This is a genomic window from Psychrobacter immobilis (genome assembly GCF_904846225.1).
In the GTDB taxonomy this organism is placed as follows: Bacteria; Pseudomonadota; Gammaproteobacteria; order Pseudomonadales; family Moraxellaceae; genus Psychrobacter; species Psychrobacter immobilis_F.
Genome location: NZ_CAJGZJ010000001.1, coordinates 50621 through 69477, shown reverse-complemented (window position 1 = coordinate 69477; position 18857 = coordinate 50621). Strand labels below are relative to the sequence as shown.

Here is an 18857-nt window from a genome sequence, read left to right as displayed (position 1 = left end):
AATTGCTACTTACAGAATTTATTTACTACTATCTCGCGAAAACGTCAAAATATGCCCTTTAAATGGCAAATCAAGATAAGTGGTATTCTCCGGCTTAACGTGCTGACTACTAAAACCATATTCAAGCATCTTATTGGTTAGCTTGTTTTTGCGCCCACGACCAGGATCAACGACGATGACTTCACATTTTGGCAACGCATGACGCTCGATAAATTCAGCTAAAATATCGATGTGTTGGTCTTCATAAAGCAAGTCACTACCGATAATCATATCAAACTGCCCAAGATGGCTATTATCTTCTGCCCAGTCCAAGCGCTCAAAATTAATCTCTTTATTATTATTGAGCGTGGTATTACGATCAAGAAAATACTCAACCGTTGGGTGATAGTCGGTCGCTGTGATATCTGCTTGCCGGTGATTGAGCAGTAAGCTTGATAACGCCATACCGCAGCCCACCTCCAAGATACGTTTGCCCGCAATATCATAGTCGAGCATATGATTGGCCAGCACCAAGCTTGACGGCCATATAACGCCAAACATCGGCCAAGAAGCTGAGCAAATACCCAAATTTAACGCTTCATCATTAGGGTCGCTGAATTGTTGATTGTCACGCAGGGTGCAAATATGGATGTCGGTATTGCCAATTTCAATCGTTTGATAACGCACGCGCACAGTGGTCAGCGAAGTCATAAACTGTCCTAAAAAATAAGCAAGAATGCAAGGTTTGGCAAAGGTTGCCACTTTCGATAAGGGTAGTCAGTAAAGGAAGTTATTTGAATGGTCGAAATTTTATAAAATTTTCAATAGAAAGAAAAAAGTGAGGTTCAAATAGTGATAATAGTATGAACTAACATTGGACAAGTTGTTGTTAATTCTCAGGGTATTCTTATTACTAGGTAAAAATTAGCCATCATACTTAGCCTGTTTGCTGCTTTTAGGCTGCAACCAAACTATTAGGCTATAACCAATCTATGCCACACAAAATCTTGTTGATGACAGTAAAAATTAACGTTCTAACATTTCAGTATGGACTATTGATTGCTTGTCTCTATTTTACGCCAATAGACAATAAGGCCTAAATTGTACTCATCAGTTTTTATGCTAATGATATTTACTAGACTTACCTTATTTAAAAATGATATACATTATGAGATAAAATTATTTTTGTCTTTGAGCTTATAGCATTGATGAAAATAGCATTGATGAAAATAGTATTGATGCAAATAGTACTGACACAAATTCTGTCAGATTTTTTAGCGCCATTCGTTTCTGTACAGGACATCGCATAGAATCAACTATATTAGCGTCCGCAATCCTCTCGTTTGTTGTCACACGACGCGACGTTGATATAAATAAATATAATCACCATTTTTATTCCAAGGAAGATATATGAGTATCAGTCAGGCCATCGAAAAAATCGAAGCACGTTATGCCCATCAACCTGAATTTATCCAAGCGGTGAAAGAAGTTGCCATTACTATCAAGCCGTTATATGACGCTCATCCTGAATATGAAACCTTAAAAATATTTGAACGTTTAGTAGAGCCTGATCGCGTGGTTGGCTTTCGTATCAATTGGGAAGACGATAAAGGTGAGGTTCAAGTCAATCGTGGCTGGCGTGTCCAGTTCAATAACGCTTTAGGGCCTTATAAAGGCGGTCTCAGATTCCATCCTACTGTTAATCAATCTGTTCTAAAATTCTTAGGTTTTGAGCAAATCTTCAAAAACGCCTTAACGGGCTTGCCCATTGGCGGCGGTAAAGGCGGCTCTGATTTTGATCCTAAAGGTAAGTCTGAAAGCGAAATTCGCCGTTTTTGCTATGCTTTTATGCGCGAGCTATATCATTATGTGAGCAAAGACATCGATGTACCAGCAGGCGATATTGGGGTAGGCGGTCGTGAAGTCAGCTACATGTATGCCATGTATAAAAACCTCACTCGCGAATCTACCGGTGTTCTCACGGGTAAAGGTGTGGGTTTTGGCGGTAGCTTAATGCGTACGGAAGCGACTGGTTATGGCGCGGTATATTTCTTAGAGAATATGCTTACTGCTCAAAATGATAGCATCAAAGGCAAAAGAGTATTGGTGTCAGGTGCGGGTAACGTCTCACTCCACGCCGCCGAAAAAGCGCATATGTTAGGTGCTATCGTACTGACTGTGTCTGATTCACAAGGTACGCTCTATGATGAAAAAGGTCTGAATCAAGAAAAAATCGACTGGTTAAAAGTGCAGAAAGCACAAAGTAAACCTTTAGCAGAATATGTCGATGTCTTTGGTGGCGAGTGGCTTGCCAAGCAAAAACCATGGACTATCAAAGGTGATATCGCTCTCCCATCAGCGACGCAAAATGAAGTGAGCGAAGACGATGCCAAATTAATGGTTGAAAACGGCATAAAATACATTGCTGAAGGCGCTAACATGCCATTGACAGCGCAAGCGATTGACCATATTCGCCTGCACCGTGTCCATTATGCGCCAGGCAAAGCCGCTAATGCGGGCGGTGTGGCAGTATCTGCGCTTGAGATGTCACAGAACTCTATGCGTCGGTATCAAACCTTTGAGCAGGTTGACGAGACTCTAAAAGTAATTATGAAAGATATCCATGATAGTTCAGCTGCCGCGTCAGAACAGTATGGTCAAACAGAAGACGGCTACATTGACTATATGGCGGGTGCTAATATCGTTGGCTTCAAGCGCGTTGCTGATGCACTGGTTGCTTATGGAATTTTAAACTAAGTATGATGTAGGGCATGTATCAATTAGCACACTTAATCATTTAGTGGTCTTAAAATGGCTAAATTTTGTCAAACGTCGTCAAATAACTGGTTAATATCTCGATATTATCTGCGTTATTTTCCTTGTTTGACGGCAATTTATCTCATTTTAAGCCTCACAATCTAAATGATGACACGCCCTAACTTTGTATATAAATTTACCAATGTCATTGGGGCGTGTCCTTATTTTTAGCGCATTTAGATATGATCGCTTGAAATGAGAACGCGCTTTAATTCACTATAAAGCTATCAAGTTAATGACAGTTCATTCTATGGTCGATTCACTTTAAATCCGATACAGTGCTGCTGGGATAAATTTTTTGTCGCCTCTGTCTGCGCAGGCACAGCAAGCAAGAAAAATTTATCCCAGTCACGCAGTATTGTGTCGTGTATCCATTTTATTTCGAACTAACTATAACAACACTGATTTTTTTAAATTGAATCAACTACAGTCAATTCAATTTGAAAGTGATACAAGGCAACCGAGTTCAGATGTATATTGAATACTTCAAGAGAGGTTAACGCTGTAACACTTTTATAGTGGATTGACTATATCGTCTTGCGCCACTGTCCTTGAACCATAATACCTTCAATAGGATTCAGTCCTATCTGATACGCCAAATCAGCAGGGCGGGCGATATCCCATCGTACAAAATCTGCATCACAGCCAACTTCTATACGCCCTTTTTTAGCCAATCCTAACGCTTGTGCAGCATGAATGGTCGTCCCTGCTAGCACTTCTTCAGGGGTGAGATAAAATAGCGTACAACCCATATTCATTGCCAGTAACAGCGACGTGAGCGGCGATGTGCCCGGATTACAATCGGTGGAGATTGCCATAGGCACTTGATGTTTACGAAGTGCATCAATCGGTGGCAACTTGGTATCGCGCAAGGTATAAAACGCGCCGGGCAATAGCACGGCAACCGTATTACTTGCGGCCATTTTTTTGATATCGGCTTCTGACAAATGCTCTAAATGGTCACTGGATAATCCTTGGTATTCTGCAACCAACGCACTTCCGCCTATGTCAGATAATTGCTCAGAGTGCAATTTGACTGGCAAATCTAGTGAGCGTGCGACTTCAAACACTCGCTTGATTTGTTCGGTACTAAAAGCGATATTTTCACAAAAACCATCGACTGCATCGACCAAACCCTCTGAATGCAATATAGGAAGCCATGCACAGACTTGCTCAATATAGTCATCTGCACGGTCCTGCATGTGAGACTGGTACTCTATTGGTAGCGCATGCGCGGCTAAATAAGTGGTGCTAACATGAATATCATGCTGGTCACCAAGCTGGCGAGCGACCGTCAGCATTTTGCGTTCCGTTTCTAGGTCTAAACCATAACCGGACTTGATTTCGATACTGGTAACGCCTTCTTTGATGAGTGCGAGTAGACGTTTTTCACTTTGTGCAAATAGCGATTCAGTAGTGGCGGCGCGAGTGGCGCTGACGGTTGCGACAATACCGCCACCTTGGGCGGCAATATCTTGATAACTAGCACCGTGCAAACGCGCTTCAAATTCGTTACTACGATTGCCGCCATAAACGATATGCGTATGACAATCGATCAATCCTGGGGTGATCCACTGATTATTGGCATCTGTGATTTGCTGGCTTTGATAATAAGTCAGATAGGATGTCATTTGCTCATGCGTGCCAATCCAAGCAATCTTGCCCGCTTTGATACCGATCGCTGCATTTTCTAGCTGACCATAAGGTACGCTATCTACTGACGTTGATTGATCATTGGCTTCGTTATTGGCATTGATATCAAAACCATATTGTGCTGAAAACGTGGCAAGGTTGGCATTGACAATAATGTGGTCAAACGAGGTCATGGCGGACTCGTCTAGTGTCTGCTCTACAGGACTTTTCGATACGAATTTCTGTGATGTATTCATAATACGCTCCAGATTTTTTTGAAGTCAATGGGCTTAGTTGGCAAGCAAGTGTTGTTCTATAATAGTGGCTAGCAATCGAGCAGCAACTTTGCAGCTACGATTGTCAACATCGAAAGTAGGGTTGATTTCAGCGATATCGGCTACTTTTACTTTGCCTGATGACATGATGAGTTTGACCGCGCGCTCAACGAAACTTAGCCCAATGCCATAAGCAGCAGGCGCACTGACCCCAGGTACGACGCTGGATGGCAAGCAATCCATATCAATGGTCATATAAATGACATCAACGTTATCGACAAAACCCGCTATTTGAGCAGCAATTTTTTTCCACTTCTTATTGGTACAATCTTCATCACTGATTATGTGGACGCCTAATTGCTCAGCGCGATCAAAGAGCGCAGCGGTATTAGAAAACCGACTGACGCCGATGCAGCAGTAGTGAAATGGTTGACCATTTTCAGCAAGGTGTTCGGCAATTTGGCGAAACGGTGTGCCAGACGTTGCCACATCAGACTGGCGAATATCAAGATGCGCATCAAAGTTGATAATGCCAATACGCGGCGTCAAGTTTATATCAGTCGAGTTTATATCAGTCGAGCTTATATCGTTGGTAGCATCGGTTTGTGGTAACGTCTGCCACAATCCCAAAAAACTGCCATAAGCGATGGCGTGACCACCGCCCAGTCCGATAGGTAGACCGCCTTGCCCAATAATGTGACTTATCTTATCGGCATAAGTGACTTGAGCTTGTTCAAGTATGCTTACCGCAAAACCATCATTGTCATGACAATTTATATCGCCAGCATCGCCCAGTAGATTTGGCAATTGACCATCGAAGCGATCTTGCAACGCTTTGATGACAGGCAACGCCGCAAATGCCTGACGAATCAACGGTGGTGCGGTTCTTGCACCCACGCGTCCTTGATTACGCCGGACGCCTTGGTCGCAAGCGAAACCCACCAGACCGATATATTGCTGCTCATAAGGCTGTGCGAGCTGATACCAGTAGCGGGCGCGTTCCGTTTCAAATGGCTCTGCACGTCCTGTCCATCGGTTCATGTCAGCGGCCGTGTGATTAACCGTTGCTATCGTCATCGCGGACTCCCTTTCTCTAAAATAGGCTCAATCAATATTTTACTTAGACTCATACCAATCGCTACGTAATTCTTGCCAATGCTCCGCAAGGGTACCAGCCAATACTAACTGCTTTGCCGCTTCAATGTCAGGCGCTAGGTAGCGGTCTTTATCATAAAAAGTCACTTGCTCGCGTAGTTTCTGATGCGCGGTCGTCAGCATCTCTGAGGTATCGAGTCCGCGACGAAAGTCGATGCCTTGACCCGCAGCCAGTAACTCAATACCGATAATAGTGGCGGTGTTTTGTACCATCTCATATAAACGGCGTGCACAATAGGTCGCCATCGACACATGATCTTCTTGGTTCGCAGAGGTCGGGATACTATCAACACTGCCCGGATGCGCGATAGATTTGTTCTCTGAGGCAAGCGCTGCTGCGGTCACATGGGCAATCATAAAGCCTGAGTTCACTCCTGCATTATCAACCAAGAATGGCGGCAAACCACCGGATAGAGTCGCATCGATTAGCAAAGCCACACGGCGCTCAGACATAGAGCCAATTTCAGCAATGGCTAAGGCCAATATATCAGCGGCAAAGGCAACTGGTTCAGCATGGAAATTACCACCTGAGATCGCCACAGGACCGTCATCGTTATTGAAGATAAGCGGATTGTCAGTCACTGCATTAGATTCAATGAGTAAGGTTTTGCCTGCTTGATTAATGATATCAAGGCACGCGCCCATGACCTGCGGCTGACAACGCAAACAGTAAGGATCTTGTACTCTATCGTCTTGCTCGCCATCATGCGAGGCGCGAATAGCACTGCCTTTAATGAGTTGACGATGTGCTTTAGCGATTTCAATTTGACCATGATGACCACGTACTTCATGAATACGAGCATCAAATGGCGAATCTGAGCCTTTAGCAGCATCGATAGACAGTGAGCCGACGATGGTGGCTGTCTCCAGCAAATCACGCGCCAAGAAATAACCACGCAATGCTAATGCGGTGGATACTTGCGTACCATTAATAAGCGCAAGACCTTCTTTGGCAGCTAGTGTAATTGGCTCAAGACCATGCTGTGCCAAGGCCTCAGCAGCGGGCACTTTTTTACCAGCGACATAGACGTCACCTTCGCCCATCATTGCCAATGTCATATGCGATAAAGGGGCTAAGTCACCAGAAGCGCCAACTGAGCCTTTGGCAGGAATATTGGGGGTAATTTGGTTATTAATTAAGCCAAGTAAGCTATCGACCACCGTGCGGCGTACGCCAGACACACCTTGCGCCAAACTGGCCACCTTCATGATCATAATCAGACGAACCACATCATCTGGCAACGCCTCGCCCGTACCCACTGAGTGAGAAACGATTAAGTTATGCTGAAGTAGCTCAAGCTGATCATCGCTGATACGCGTCTTTGCTAACAGACCAAAACCCGTATTGATGCCATAAGCGCTCTTATCACGGGCAATGATGGTGCGTACATCTTCGTGTGAGGCATCTATCGCCTCATAAGCGCTATCAGGTAGGGTCAATATGACCGGTTGATCATAGATATCGCGTAGTATCTCAAAACTAAGCTGACGCGGGTGTAGTACGAATTTTTTGATATCAGTCATGGTGCTAATCCTAATTTTATAAGTGCTATTAATGATATAGTCGATTTACTTTAAAAGTGATACAGGGTGATGTTTCTTATTCAATCTGGTTGATCTTAACCAATCCAATTCAGGTACATGGCCAACTGTCCAAAGGCGGCCGCCAGTAAAATACTGAGTACCACACGCTGGAACCAAACGATGACCATTTTGCCAACAGAGATGGGTATTTCAGTCGCCAGCACACAAGGAATCATGGCAGAAAAAAACAGGACGCTGCTAATGGAAATCACGCCTGCAACATAACGGGTCAACATATCCGCATCACTAAGTAATAGCGCTGGCAAGAACATCTCAGCCAATCCCGCTGACATACCTTTGGCAGCCACAAGCGGCTCTGGCAAGCCACCTAACCACGTAAAGGGATAAAGTAGCAACCCTAACGCATCAAACACTGGCGTATACTTTGCCAATAATAGTCCCGTTAATCCGACCGCGATAATAGAAGGCACAATCGCTGCGGCCATAGTCAAACCATCACGGAAATTAGACCATAAAATCTGCTTGAGATCCGTTGCACTCCGTGACGTGGATAAACCCAACTCATACGCCGCCGCCAGTCGCGTGCCACGTTTATAATCGAGGACTGGACGATCAACATTGTTATCAAACAGGCTGATTGGCGGAATACGAGCAGTAATGGCAGTGACAATAAAAGTAATGACCAACGTCGACCAAAAGAACAGATTCCAAAATTCCATCAGGCCAAGCGTTTTTGCCACAATCACCATAAACGCCGCTGACACGGTAGAAAATCCAGTCGCGATGATAATGGCTTCACGCGCCGAATACTGCTTTTGTAGATAAACACGATTGGTAATCAATAGACCAATAGAATAACTGCCAACGAATGAAGCGACCGCATCGATAGCGGATGCTCCTGGTGTTTTCCAAATGGGTTTCATGATAGGTTGCATCAGTACACCAACCATCTCAAGTAAGCCAAAACCGACTAAAAATGCCAGAATCAAAGCGCCAAGTGGCACGATCATACCGACTGGCAAGGCCAATTTTTCGAATAAAAACGGCAGCATGTCGGTTTCCATCATGATGGCAGGTGCTGTGCCCGTAACATACATCACTGCCAAAATCAGACCAATGATTTTAAAAACAGTCATAATTATATGGGTGATGTTTTTACGCCACGAGCCATCTATAAATGGTTTGCTTACCCCAAAAATCATCAGCAAAAATAACAAGGTGACAGATAAGGTATGCTGTTGATTGACCAAATAAGTCGCGCCATGATCGAACAAAATCGTGCTTTTTTCACCGATGGTAAAGGGCACAAAAAACATAATTAAACCAATAGCACTAAATACGATGAGCTGTATCAGCGCCACAGGTTTGGACAGCAGCTTTTCTGGTGTGGGCGTTGCCGCATCGTTGCCGTTGGACGCTGTATTTTGCTCAATCATGTTATCCTCCTTGATAAAATGTTGTAGATGACTTACTTAATCATTGGCAAGTTTAAGCCGTAATCTTTGGCTGTTTTGATTGCCAACTCATAACCTGCATCGGCATGACGCATGACACCTGAACCGCAGTCATTAACCAGTACTCGCGCTAAGCGTTTGGCTGCTGCATCCGTACCATCAGCGACGATCACCATGCCAGAATGCTGCGAGTAACCCATGCCAACACCGCCGCCATGATGTAGTGATACCCAAGTAGCGCCGCCTGCGACATTAAGCATACCGTTCAATAGCGCCCAATCAGAGACAGCGTCTGAGCCATCTTTCATGCTTTCTGTTTCGCGATTAGGGCTGGCAACAGAACCTGTATCCAAATGGTCGCGACCGATGACGATAGGGCCTTTTAGCTCGCCATTTTTGACCATCTCATTGAATGCCAATCCTGCTTTGTCACGCTCACCCAGACCCAACCAGCAAATACGCGCAGGCAATCCTTGGAATTGAATACGCTCTTTTGCCATATCTAACCAGCGATGGATATGTTGGTTTTCTGGAAACAGCTCTTTAATCTTTTGATCGGTTTTATAGATGTCTTCTGGATCACCTGATAATGCCACCCAGCGGAATGGACCTTTGCCTTGGCAAAACAGCGGACGAATATAAGCAGGGACAAAACCAGGGAAGTTAAAGGCATTTTTCACGCCTTCATCAAAAGCCACCTGACGGATATTATTGCCATAATCAGTGGTTGGAATGTCCATGTCTTGTAGATCGAGCATGGCTTGTACGTGTACGGCGCAAGATGCTGCTGCTGCCTTAGTTAGCGTTGCGTGTTGGTCTGAATCTTCTTGTGCTGCTTTCCACTCTTCAACCGTCCAGCCACTTGGTAGATAGCCATTAATTAAGTCATGTGCTGATGTTTGGTCAGTGACCAAGTCAGGCTTCATGCCGCCTGCATTAGCGCGCTTGACCATCTCAGGCAAGATGTCGGCGGCATTACCCAGTAGCGCGATTGAGACCGCTTCACCAGCGTCGGTATGCTGTTTGATTAACTCGTAAGCATGGTCAAGATCATCTGCTTGCTTATCGACATAACCGGTACGCAAGCGGAAATCGATACTAGATTGTTGGCATTCGATATTGAGAGAAGTCGCTCCGGCAAAAGTCGCGGCCAATGGTTGCGCGCCGCCCATACCACCAAGACCAGCAGTTAAAATCCAACGTCCTGCCCAACTACCATCGTAATGCTGACGACCTGCTTCAACAAAAGTTTCATAAGTGCCTTGAACGATGCCTTGCGTGCCGATATAAATCCAGCTACCCGCCGTCATCTGACCGTACATCATCAAATCTTTGCGATCCAGCTCATTGAAGTGCTCCCACGTTGCCCAGCGCGGTACAAGGTTGGAGTTGGCAATCAAGACACGCGGTGCGTTCTCGTGCGTTTGAAACACACCAACGGGTTTACCAGACTGTACCAATAAGGTTTCGTCGTCTTCTAATTCTTTCAATGACGCTAAAATTTGATCGTAGCTTTCCCAGTTACGGGCGGCGCGTCCGATACCACCATATACCACCAAGCTTTTTGGGTTTTCAGCGACATCAGGATGCAGGTTGTTTTGTAGCATGCGATAAGGCGCTTCGGTGAGCCAGCTTTTGCAATGCAGGGTACTGCCAGTAGGCGCGGCAATATTACGACTCTCATCACGTCGGGTAAACTCGTTATTTGCGATTTTTGCGTTTTTACTCATTCCATTATCGGTCGTCATGATTATTCCTTTTGATTATTGATTATTGATTATTGATTATTGATCTTTTGATTATTGCTACCGTTTTCTAATGATGTTATTTGAGACAATTCATAAGTTGTATATACAAATTATCAAAAATTATTTTCTCATGCAAGCGGTTTTTTATAAATGACTGAATTATTCATGGTATGAGTAGATAAGATAGGATAAACGAATAAGGGTTATCACGATTGTCATGATATTATGGCGCTATTCTTACTAGCGGAACGATGGTTTAAAACGGATATGACAAAAACGATTCCGGCATATCAGCGGATTAAAAATGCGATATTGGATAATATTCATTCTGGCAAGTGGCAGGCGGGTAATGCAATCTCTACAGAAATGGCCTTGGCAACAGAGTTTGGCGTCTCACGTATGACGGTTAACCGCGCTTTAAAGGAGCTGAGCGAGGAGCGAGTATTGGAGCGTCGGCAAGGGTCGGGGACGTTTGTCGCGCAGCAGCAATTCAATCATACCTTTGTGGAAGTGCGTAATATCGCTCAGGACTTGAAGTCAGCCAATCGTGATTATCGAGCACAGGTTGTGAGTAAACGCGTCATTACTGCTGGCATGTTGGACGATGAGCTGAGGCGTAAGTTTGATATGGATAGCATTGATAGCTATCGTGAGGACAGCCAAAATGAAGATGATCATAATCAAGATAGTCACAGCGATGAAGCGCCTGTTTTATATGAAGTAAAAATTGTACATTTTGCGGATGATCAGCCCATACAATTCGAAGAGCGCTGGGTTGATGCAAAAAAAGTACCAGCATTCATTGAGCAAGATTTTAGTGTGGTCAATACCAGTGATTATCTGATTGCCCAAAGCCCGCTAGAGCGTGGCAGCTACACTATTCGAGCACTCGCTGCACCTGATAATATTGCCACTGTGCTCCAAATAGCGTCGCAATCACCAACCTTAGTACTGTGTCGTCAAACTTATTCAGCAGGTCAAGTCGTAACCTTTGTCAAAATGTGGCATGCAGGCGAACGTTATCAATTCTCAGGCGAGCTATAAATACCTTACGCATGCTCACGGTATTTGTACGTTTATTCTTTCTAAAATACGATAGTATATAAAAGATCTGCTACTAAATTGGTCGCAATAGTATCGAAACTTGCTGCAATAAATGTTGTAAAATCAAATATAATATCATTATAGTATTGAAAAATAGGTTCAGTATCCTCAAAAAGCAGCCAAAGCCGAATATGGCAGTGCACAGTTTTTATGGCACTATCTATGGTAAGTGATGGCTATAGTAAGTGATGGCCTACATGTGATGGTCTGTATGTGGAGGATTCACTATTATTCGTTCGCGTTACCTATTTTCGTATTATTTATTCATTACTCTCATTCATTCTTATAAGGACGTCCTATGAAACGTCGCACTCTCTTAGCCCTTGCCGCCAGTACTATGTTACTTAGCGCTTGTGGTCAGTCTACTACTAATGACGCTGATACCAATGCGACGGACAGTGCCGCGAAAGGCGGTTCTGACTTGCTACAACGTATCGATGATAAAGGTACCATTAATGTGGGTACTGAAGGTACGTATCCGCCATTCACTTATCACGATGAGAGCGGTAAGCTGACAGGTTACGATGTAGAAGTCACTCGTGCGGTCGCTGACAAACTAGGCGTTACAGTAGAATTTAAAGAAACTCAGTGGGATGCGATGCTGGCAGGTCTAGATTCTAAACGTTTTGATATGGTCGCCAATCAAGTGGGTTTAACCACACCAGAGCGTCAGGCTAAGTATGACAAAACCACCGCTTATAGCTGGTCAGGTGCCGTGGTATTAGCGCCAAAAGATGACAGTCGTTATAGCTCATGGGACAACCTAAAAGGTCTGCGTACCGCGCAATCACTCAGCAGTAACTATGGTGAACTCGCAGAGCGTTATAAAGCAGAAATCGTGCCTGTTGATGGTATGGCGCAGGCGGTACAATTGGTCAAGCAAGACCGTGCTGACTTTACGATGAATGACAATCTCGCTGTATTAGATTATCTAAAAAAATTCCCAGATTCAGGACTTGAGATCAAACTGACTGCCCCTAAAAGTGAGCAGACTGGGTCAGGCATAGTGTTGCTAAAAGGCAATGATGCCGTGGTATCAAAACTTGATGAAGCGATGGCAGCATTACAAGCCGACGGCACGTTAACCAAGCTTAGCGAACAATTCTTTGGCGCTGATATAAGTCAACAAAAATAATGTCATGGTTAGCTGATTTACTGGCAGTATTGCCATTCATGAGCCCTGATCGGGCGCAAATTGTCATCAACTCGTTTTGGCCAATGCTCAAAGGCGGTATCTATTATTCGATACCGCTTGCCTTGATCTCCTTTGCGATTGGTATGGCGATTGCGCTGGCAGTGGCTCTGATTCGTATCGTGCCGCGTGCCGGTTGGTTCCATGAGCTGGTTTACAGATTGGCCCGTATTTATGTGTCTGCGATTCGAGGCACACCAATGCTGGTACAGCTGTTTATTATCTTTTATGGACTGCCGAGTGTGGGGGTAAAACTTGATCCATTTCCGTCGGCGATTATTGCGTTTTCACTGAATATCGGTGCTTATGCGTCAGAAACGGTTCGTGCCTCGATTTTGTCTATTCCAAAAGGTCAATGGGAAGCGGGTTCCACCGTCGGTCTCACGTATTTACAAACCTTTCGCCATGTTATTTTGCCGCAAGCGCTTAGAGTTTCGGTGCCACCGTTATCCAATACTTTTATCGGTCTGGTAAAAGAGACGTCATTGGCTTCATTGGTTCTGGTCACTGAGCTGTTTAAACAAGCACAGATTATCACCGCGCGTAACTATGAGTTTATGCTGGTTTATACTGAGGCTGCAGTGATTTACTGGGGTATTTGTTTGTTTTTAACCTTTATCCAAGGCAGGCTTGAAACAAGGCTTGATCGTTACGTTGCCAAATAACGGTAAATGGACAAATAACGCTAAGCTAAATAGCGGAATGATTGCACAATCGCTTTAGTACAATAGGAACCTTTATGATTCAAGTCACCAATATTCACAAAGCCTTTGGTAGCAATCAGGTGCTCAAAGGCATTGATTTGACCATTGAGAAAGGCAAAGTGGTTGTGATATTAGGGCCATCGGGGTCGGGTAAAACGACTTTTTTACGATGCCTCAATGCGTTGGAGATTCCAGATCAAGGCGTTATCGCTTTTGACGATGGCAGCTTGACAGTAGACTTTGCCACCAAGCCAAAGAAAAAAGCCCTGTTGGCTCTACAGCGTAAGTCAGGCATGGTTTTTCAATCGTATAACTTGTTCCCTCATAAGTCTGCGATTGACAATTTAATGCTCGGGCCTACTGTGGTGCAAGGACAAAGTAAAGCGGAAGCACGCGAGCAGGCTTTGGTATTACTGGATAAAGTAGGACTGTCGGATAAAGCAGATCTGTATCCGTTTCAGCTATCTGGTGGTCAGCAGCAGCGTATTGGTATTGCTCGTGCGCTTGCGATTGAGCCGTCGTTGTTGCTCTTTGATGAGCCAACGTCTGCGCTTGACCCAGAGTTGGTACAAGATGTCCTTGAGACGATGAAGAAGCTGGCGTCTGAAGGCTGGACGATGGTTGTGGTGACGCACGAAATCAACTTTGCTCGTGATGTCGCAGATCATGTGGTTTTAATCGAAGATGGTGTGGTCGTCGAAGAGGGTAGTGCCAAGCAGTTATTTGAAGATTCAGAGCACCCAAGGACGCAAGCATTTTTGCAACGTATTCAGTTGTAAGTCACTTATGCAGTGGTAATTTATTCAATGATTAAAAGATCATTGGTCGCTTGGCTGATGATCTTTTAAAGTGATTTGACCGTTCATCTATCCGATGAAGTGATCTTGAATGATCCTATTAAAAACAATACAATAGTCTATAATAGTTGAATGAATTTAGAGATAAGCTGAAAATAATGGATAGATTTATACTGAAATCTTTGGCAGTTTGCTTTTTGATTATTGGCTTAATAGCTATTCTTGTGATTAAATTTAATATGATGCAGTTCATGGCTATATAGCAAGAACATCTATTGAAACCAAAGCCTATTTAGGGCTTTTTTTATGTCCATAATTTGAGTTTGATTTTTATATGAAAAGATAATTTGATGGTAATGATCATTGTTATTTATAGATTTGCATTTTTTTAACCTGCTCTATATCATCAATGATACTAAGGCGTGTCTTCAATTCAAACGATACTATTTAAATGAGCTATCTAAAAGAGCAATGGCATGTGGTGAACGATGTTGAACTGGTAACCCTTGAATGGGTGGCACTTCAAGCACAGCGCTCGTCTTGCAAAGGTAAATCGATAATTAATCGATTTTTAACGCTTCCCAGATTTAATAAAGCCCGACTGCCTAGTGTCATTGGTGATGTCTCACCTTTTGAGTTTGAAAGGCGGTATTATGATAATTTAATCCTGTCAGGCATTGCTACCTGACTCAAGTAAACCAGTATCTGATATAGTCGGGGTGGTTCATTGCAAAAGATCCCAGTTTTGATAGACCTGCGCGACTTAGGTGTCGCCTCGCGCCGATCAGAAAAACTATGCGATCGTCAGCCCGCTAGATAAATACCCTTAGGGAGTTCGAACATGATCCTGAAACTCAACGTCAAACTCCATTATCGGCTCTCCGCGCCGATGGACCTTTTACTTCAGATCGAAGCCGCCGATCTTGCGGATCAGCGGGTGCGATCAGCTGAGATTTGGACATCAGACGTTGCGCATTTTTCACGGGTCACCGCCGATGATGGCATAGGAGAGCGGATTTGGATCAGCGCCGAAGGGGATTTTAGTTGCACTTATATCGCAGAAATTGCCGTTGACCGTCCTGTCTTAGACATATCGGCACTGCTCCAAGTGCCTCCCCATCTTTTGCCTGGAGAGACGATCAAGCATTTGATGCCGTCCCGCTATTGCCCGTCAGACCAGTTCCAAGCCTTCGTGGAAGCCGAGTTTGGTGATCTTGCTGGCGGCGCGCGGATTGCCGCTATGCGCGATTGGATCCAGTCGACGTTTAGCTATGTGCCCGGATCGAGTCACGCACAAACCACCGCGCTCGACAGCTTTGTTCAACGTCAGGGCGTATGCCGCGACTTCGCGCATGTTCTCGTGACACTAGCACGCGCATCGTCGATACCGGCTAGGTTCGCGAGCGTTTATGCGCCCGATGTGACGCCACAGGACTTTCATGCCGTGGCTGAGGTCTATCTTGGAGGGAGCTGGCACCTCATTGATCCGACTGGCATGGCAAATGCCGACACGATGGCCCGCATCGGTGTTGGATCCGACGCGTCCAGCGTCGCGTTCTTAACCGCGTTCGGATCCATGGAATTGGTCAACCAATCGGTATCCGTGACCAGACAAGCTTAGGATCCTGACCCTATAGTCAGTCCAATATAAAAAAGAGACAACGGAGCTGAGATAAATTTTTTGCGGCCTCTGTCTGCACAGGCACAGCAAGCAAGAAAAATTTATCCCAGCCACGCAGGCTATTGTCGTGTATCCATTTTATTCAGTATCGAACCTAGGCATGCGAGTCATTGTCCTGCTCAATCGGTTTCGCGCTCTTCACCTTGCGGATCAAGGACACGGTAAGCATGCCATGTTGCGTGTCCAAGAATACGCAAGACCAAGATCTGCTACAAATGAGCAATGGCGTCGGTGTTATTGTCTCAAGACAGATGCTGTCCCTCATGCACGATAAAAACTTTACGAAAGCGTCTCAGGCTACTGCCTTTTTAGGACTGATCCCTGTTCAGTCTCTAACCCCATTTTCAAAGTGGTATATTCACTCAATGAGTTATCAGTATGTGTTTGGTGCGCTATACAGGCATCGAACTGATAGTCTTAGATAAGACTTTAGTGACTGTTAAACCGATAGGTAGGTCATTATCATTAAGCTTTCTGATTAAAATCTCCTAAGTTGGTTTCTAGGGGATTGTCAGCATAGCTCAGACTCTAATGAGTAGAAGTTTAAGAGGATTAATCGACTAAAAAAGGATGCATCACCGTTTAGTAAGCGTCCAATTAGAGCGTATCTAGAATATTCAGTCACGATTATATCGAAGCTTATTGAGCTCCGTGTCTCGCGGACAATTAGCCAATCAAATATCATGCTTTGCGGCTACATGCCTTCCAAAATTGTCTAGCACACCCTGCCAATCTGCCTGCTCCTCATCGCTGGGGATCGTCGGATCAGCGTTAAACGTCTGTCGGACGATAGTGCCAGTGCCATTTTCGGAAAAATCCACACGGATAAGGCGGTCATCATCCATCTGCCGCCATTCGATCAGACGGTTTGTTTCTACTTGCGTATAGATAGCAGCAAAATCGAAACCTGACTTACCAACTTTAGACTCGATGCGCAGTTCTAACAAGCCACCAACCTTTAAATCGTTCGATGCCGTGATCGTATGCCATTCATCGCAGGAGTCCCATTGTAGGATATCATTCGGATCATTAAAAGCGTGCCAAACGACATCGATCGGCGCAGGAATTTTGGTTTCAGCAATGATTTTCACGAGTTAGAACTCCACGGTGCGAGTAATTTTTTTTATATTTCTAGAGTATTAAATTCTAAAAAGTAAGGTGTGTTGTTGTATTCTCTTAAAATTTTGAGCTTTCAAACCTATTAATAGACCACTTACAACAGACCGCTATAATGTGACTACTTATCTTAGAGTGTGTGCGATAATTCATAAGTAGGTATTGCTAAGCAACCGACTTATGCAACAAGTCTACTCTCAAAATAAGAAGACGGCTCTAATCAATCCACAAAAAGTACTCTTCCATTCGAGCATTATTTTGCTGAATAAAACAAACTTTTTCAGCTTGGGTTCTCGGTAGATGCCGAGAATCTGCCCCGCAGTCCTTTGAACGCTGCCTTATCCATCTAACCTGATCTTTTTTGAACGCATTCAAGCTATCTTGACCGTATATGTTCTCTATATCTTTTCCGACAAGTCTGTAACTACTATTTAAATCTTTGTCAGAAGTTTTATATAAAGAATCAATGAGACCAGACTGCGACGCTAGTGGCAGATAAGTCGAGTTTTCTAGGTAAGAGAAAGTTTGGCTGTCAGTCGTCCATTTACTACTTATAGTTATTTCCTTATTTGATGGATTTATAAATCCATTAATATCTTCTCCCTCGAAGCTATACCCCTGAAAACTACATGGCGTCACGCCATCTTTACATAAGCTATGCTTGGTTTTAGCAGGATAAAGTTTTACGGCATAAGGTGATTTATCAAGATGCTTTGCTGATGGCGCAGTAAGTACCAAGCGCGCCAAATTTGGTGCAACTAACAGCCCGTCGTCACAACCAATTTCATACTCCTTACAGCCATGATAAAGGTTTAAGCGTTGTCCTTGTACGTCCATTCCCAATACAAAATTTGCCTGAATAGGTGCCACTGCGTTGCTAACAGAAGCGCATAGCATCAGACTCGCAAATAAACCTACACGGCGTAGTCGTTGATATATCGGTAAGCGAAATTCATATGGGAATAAGACAGACATAATAGGGTTATACCTGTCGCAAAAAGTTCGTGAGCAAACGTTTAGCGCCTTCGGTAGCAAAAGACTCTGGGTGAAATTGTACCCCTTGAATCGGATATTGTTTGTGCTGTAATCCCATGATTTCATCACCTGCTAGCGCTGATTCGGCTAAGCTTAACTCAGCATGAGCGTCGTTGGCGACCACGGCTGTCACGGTCAAGCAATCTGGTAGCGTATCTGCTTTTACCATCAATGAGTGATAGCGCATGATCTCAAGCTCTTGTGGCAACCCTTGATAAACACCTGCACCGTCGTTGCGAATTGATGATGTTTTACCATGCATCGGGACGTTGGCAAGCACGACGTCACCACCAAAAACATGCGCGATGCCTTGCATACCCAAGCAAACGCCCAATAGTGGGATTGTCTTTCCCAGTACTTCGATCACCTCGCTACAAATACCAAAGTAGGCGGGATCATCAGGCGCACCAGGACCGGGTGAGATGATGATGCGATCAAGATTCATCGCCTGCACGTCTGCTAACGTAATCTCATTATTGCGTTTAACCATGACGTTTGCGGCTTTATCACCGTCCATGGTCTGCAAAATCTCACCGATATATTGGTAAAGATTAAAAGTAAACGAGTCGTAGTTATCGATAATTAAAACATTCATAGGTTATAAACTCTTTGGCAAAAATACA

At 44.4% G+C, this 18857-nt stretch carries 17 protein-coding genes; 8 read left to right on the top strand and 9 right to left on the bottom strand.

The genetic code is table 11. From position 1 onward, the window contains the following. Positions 1–18: 18 nt before the first annotated feature. Entirely contained in the window at positions 19–690 is a 672-nt protein-coding gene (locus tag JMX48_RS00310; RefSeq protein ID WP_201533089.1) for a class I SAM-dependent methyltransferase, read from the bottom strand. 699 nt (positions 691–1389) lie between these two features. Here JMX48_RS00310 and gdhA point away from each other — a divergent pair. Further along, the gene (gdhA, locus tag JMX48_RS00305) at positions 1390–2736 is read left to right on the top strand and encodes an NADP-specific glutamate dehydrogenase (protein WP_201533088.1); all 1347 of its coding nucleotides are present in this window, start codon (positions 1390–1392) and stop codon (positions 2734–2736) included. A gap of 587 nt (positions 2737–3323) precedes the next feature. On the opposite strand, the gene hutI is transcribed toward gdhA, so the two are convergent. The 5 genes from hutI to hutU all read right to left on the bottom strand — a co-directional run bounded on the left by hutI (position 3324) and on the right by hutU (position 10587). Further along, the gene (hutI, locus tag JMX48_RS00300) at positions 3324–4622 is read right to left on the bottom strand and encodes an imidazolonepropionase (RefSeq protein ID WP_413786329.1); all 1299 of its coding nucleotides are present in this window, start codon (positions 4620–4622) and stop codon (positions 3324–3326) included. A 96-nt stretch (positions 4623–4718) separates the two neighbouring features. Then, on the bottom strand, positions 4719–5780 hold the full coding sequence (gene hutG, locus JMX48_RS00295; protein WP_201533086.1) for a formimidoylglutamase: 1062 nt from the start codon (positions 5778–5780) through the stop codon (positions 4719–4721). A gap of 39 nt (positions 5781–5819) precedes the next feature. Continuing rightward, a complete protein-coding gene (gene hutH, locus JMX48_RS00290) occupies positions 5820–7382 on the bottom strand; it encodes a histidine ammonia-lyase (RefSeq protein ID WP_201533085.1) in 1563 nt (520 codons plus the stop codon). Positions 7383–7477: 95 nt separating this feature from the next. Continuing rightward, positions 7478–8839 carry a YjiH family protein gene (locus JMX48_RS00285; protein WP_201533084.1) on the bottom strand — a complete coding sequence of 454 codons (1362 nt, stop codon included), beginning with the start codon at positions 8837–8839 and terminating at the stop codon, positions 7478–7480. Positions 8840–8871: 32 nt separating this feature from the next. Continuing rightward, entirely contained in the window at positions 8872–10587 is a 1716-nt protein-coding gene (gene hutU, locus JMX48_RS00280; RefSeq protein WP_201533558.1) for a urocanate hydratase, read from the bottom strand. Between the two features lie 285 nt (positions 10588–10872). On the opposite strand from hutU, the gene JMX48_RS00275 reads away from it, so the two are divergent. The 7 genes from JMX48_RS00275 to JMX48_RS00245 all read left to right on the top strand — a co-directional run bounded on the left by JMX48_RS00275 (position 10873) and on the right by JMX48_RS00245 (position 16508). Continuing rightward, positions 10873–11649 carry a UTRA domain-containing protein gene (locus JMX48_RS00275; RefSeq protein WP_201533083.1) on the top strand — a complete coding sequence of 259 codons (777 nt, stop codon included), beginning with the start codon at positions 10873–10875 and terminating at the stop codon, positions 11647–11649. 358 nt (positions 11650–12007) lie between these two features. Then, positions 12008–12844: an amino acid ABC transporter substrate-binding protein gene (locus JMX48_RS00270; protein ID WP_201533082.1), complete on the top strand. Its 837-nt coding sequence runs from the start codon at positions 12008–12010 to the stop codon at positions 12842–12844. A 38-nt stretch (positions 12845–12882) separates the two neighbouring features. Further along, entirely contained in the window at positions 12883–13566 is a 684-nt protein-coding gene (locus JMX48_RS00265) for an amino acid ABC transporter permease (RefSeq protein WP_201533556.1), read from the top strand. Between the two features lie 74 nt (positions 13567–13640). Then, complete coding sequence (locus JMX48_RS00260) at positions 13641–14384, top strand: amino acid ABC transporter ATP-binding protein (RefSeq protein ID WP_201533081.1); 744 nt, start codon at positions 13641–13643, stop codon at positions 14382–14384. A gap of 469 nt (positions 14385–14853) precedes the next feature. Next, positions 14854–15090, top strand: a complete 237-nt coding sequence (locus JMX48_RS00255; protein ID WP_201533079.1) for a hypothetical protein — start codon at positions 14854–14856, stop codon at positions 15088–15090. Between the two features lie 153 nt (positions 15091–15243). Continuing rightward, the gene (locus JMX48_RS00250) at positions 15244–16023 is read left to right on the top strand and encodes a transglutaminase-like domain-containing protein (protein ID WP_201533077.1); all 780 of its coding nucleotides are present in this window, start codon (positions 15244–15246) and stop codon (positions 16021–16023) included. 239 nt (positions 16024–16262) lie between these two features. After that, positions 16263–16508, top strand: coding sequence for a transposase (locus JMX48_RS00245; RefSeq protein WP_201533075.1), 246 nt, complete (start codon positions 16263–16265; stop codon positions 16506–16508). A 249-nt stretch (positions 16509–16757) separates the two neighbouring features. On the opposite strand, the gene JMX48_RS00240 is transcribed toward JMX48_RS00245, so the two are convergent. From JMX48_RS00240 to JMX48_RS00230, 3 genes are all read right to left on the bottom strand, one after another. Next, the gene (locus JMX48_RS00240; RefSeq protein ID WP_201533073.1) at positions 16758–17174 is read right to left on the bottom strand and encodes an SRPBCC domain-containing protein; all 417 of its coding nucleotides are present in this window, start codon (positions 17172–17174) and stop codon (positions 16758–16760) included. A 241-nt stretch (positions 17175–17415) separates the two neighbouring features. Next, positions 17416–18174, bottom strand: coding sequence for a lysozyme inhibitor LprI family protein (locus JMX48_RS00235; RefSeq protein ID WP_201533071.1), 759 nt, complete (start codon positions 18172–18174; stop codon positions 17416–17418). 7 nt (positions 18175–18181) lie between these two features. Next, positions 18182–18829, bottom strand: coding sequence for an anthranilate synthase component II (locus JMX48_RS00230; protein WP_201533068.1), 648 nt, complete (start codon positions 18827–18829; stop codon positions 18182–18184). Positions 18830–18857 lie beyond the last annotated feature (28 nt).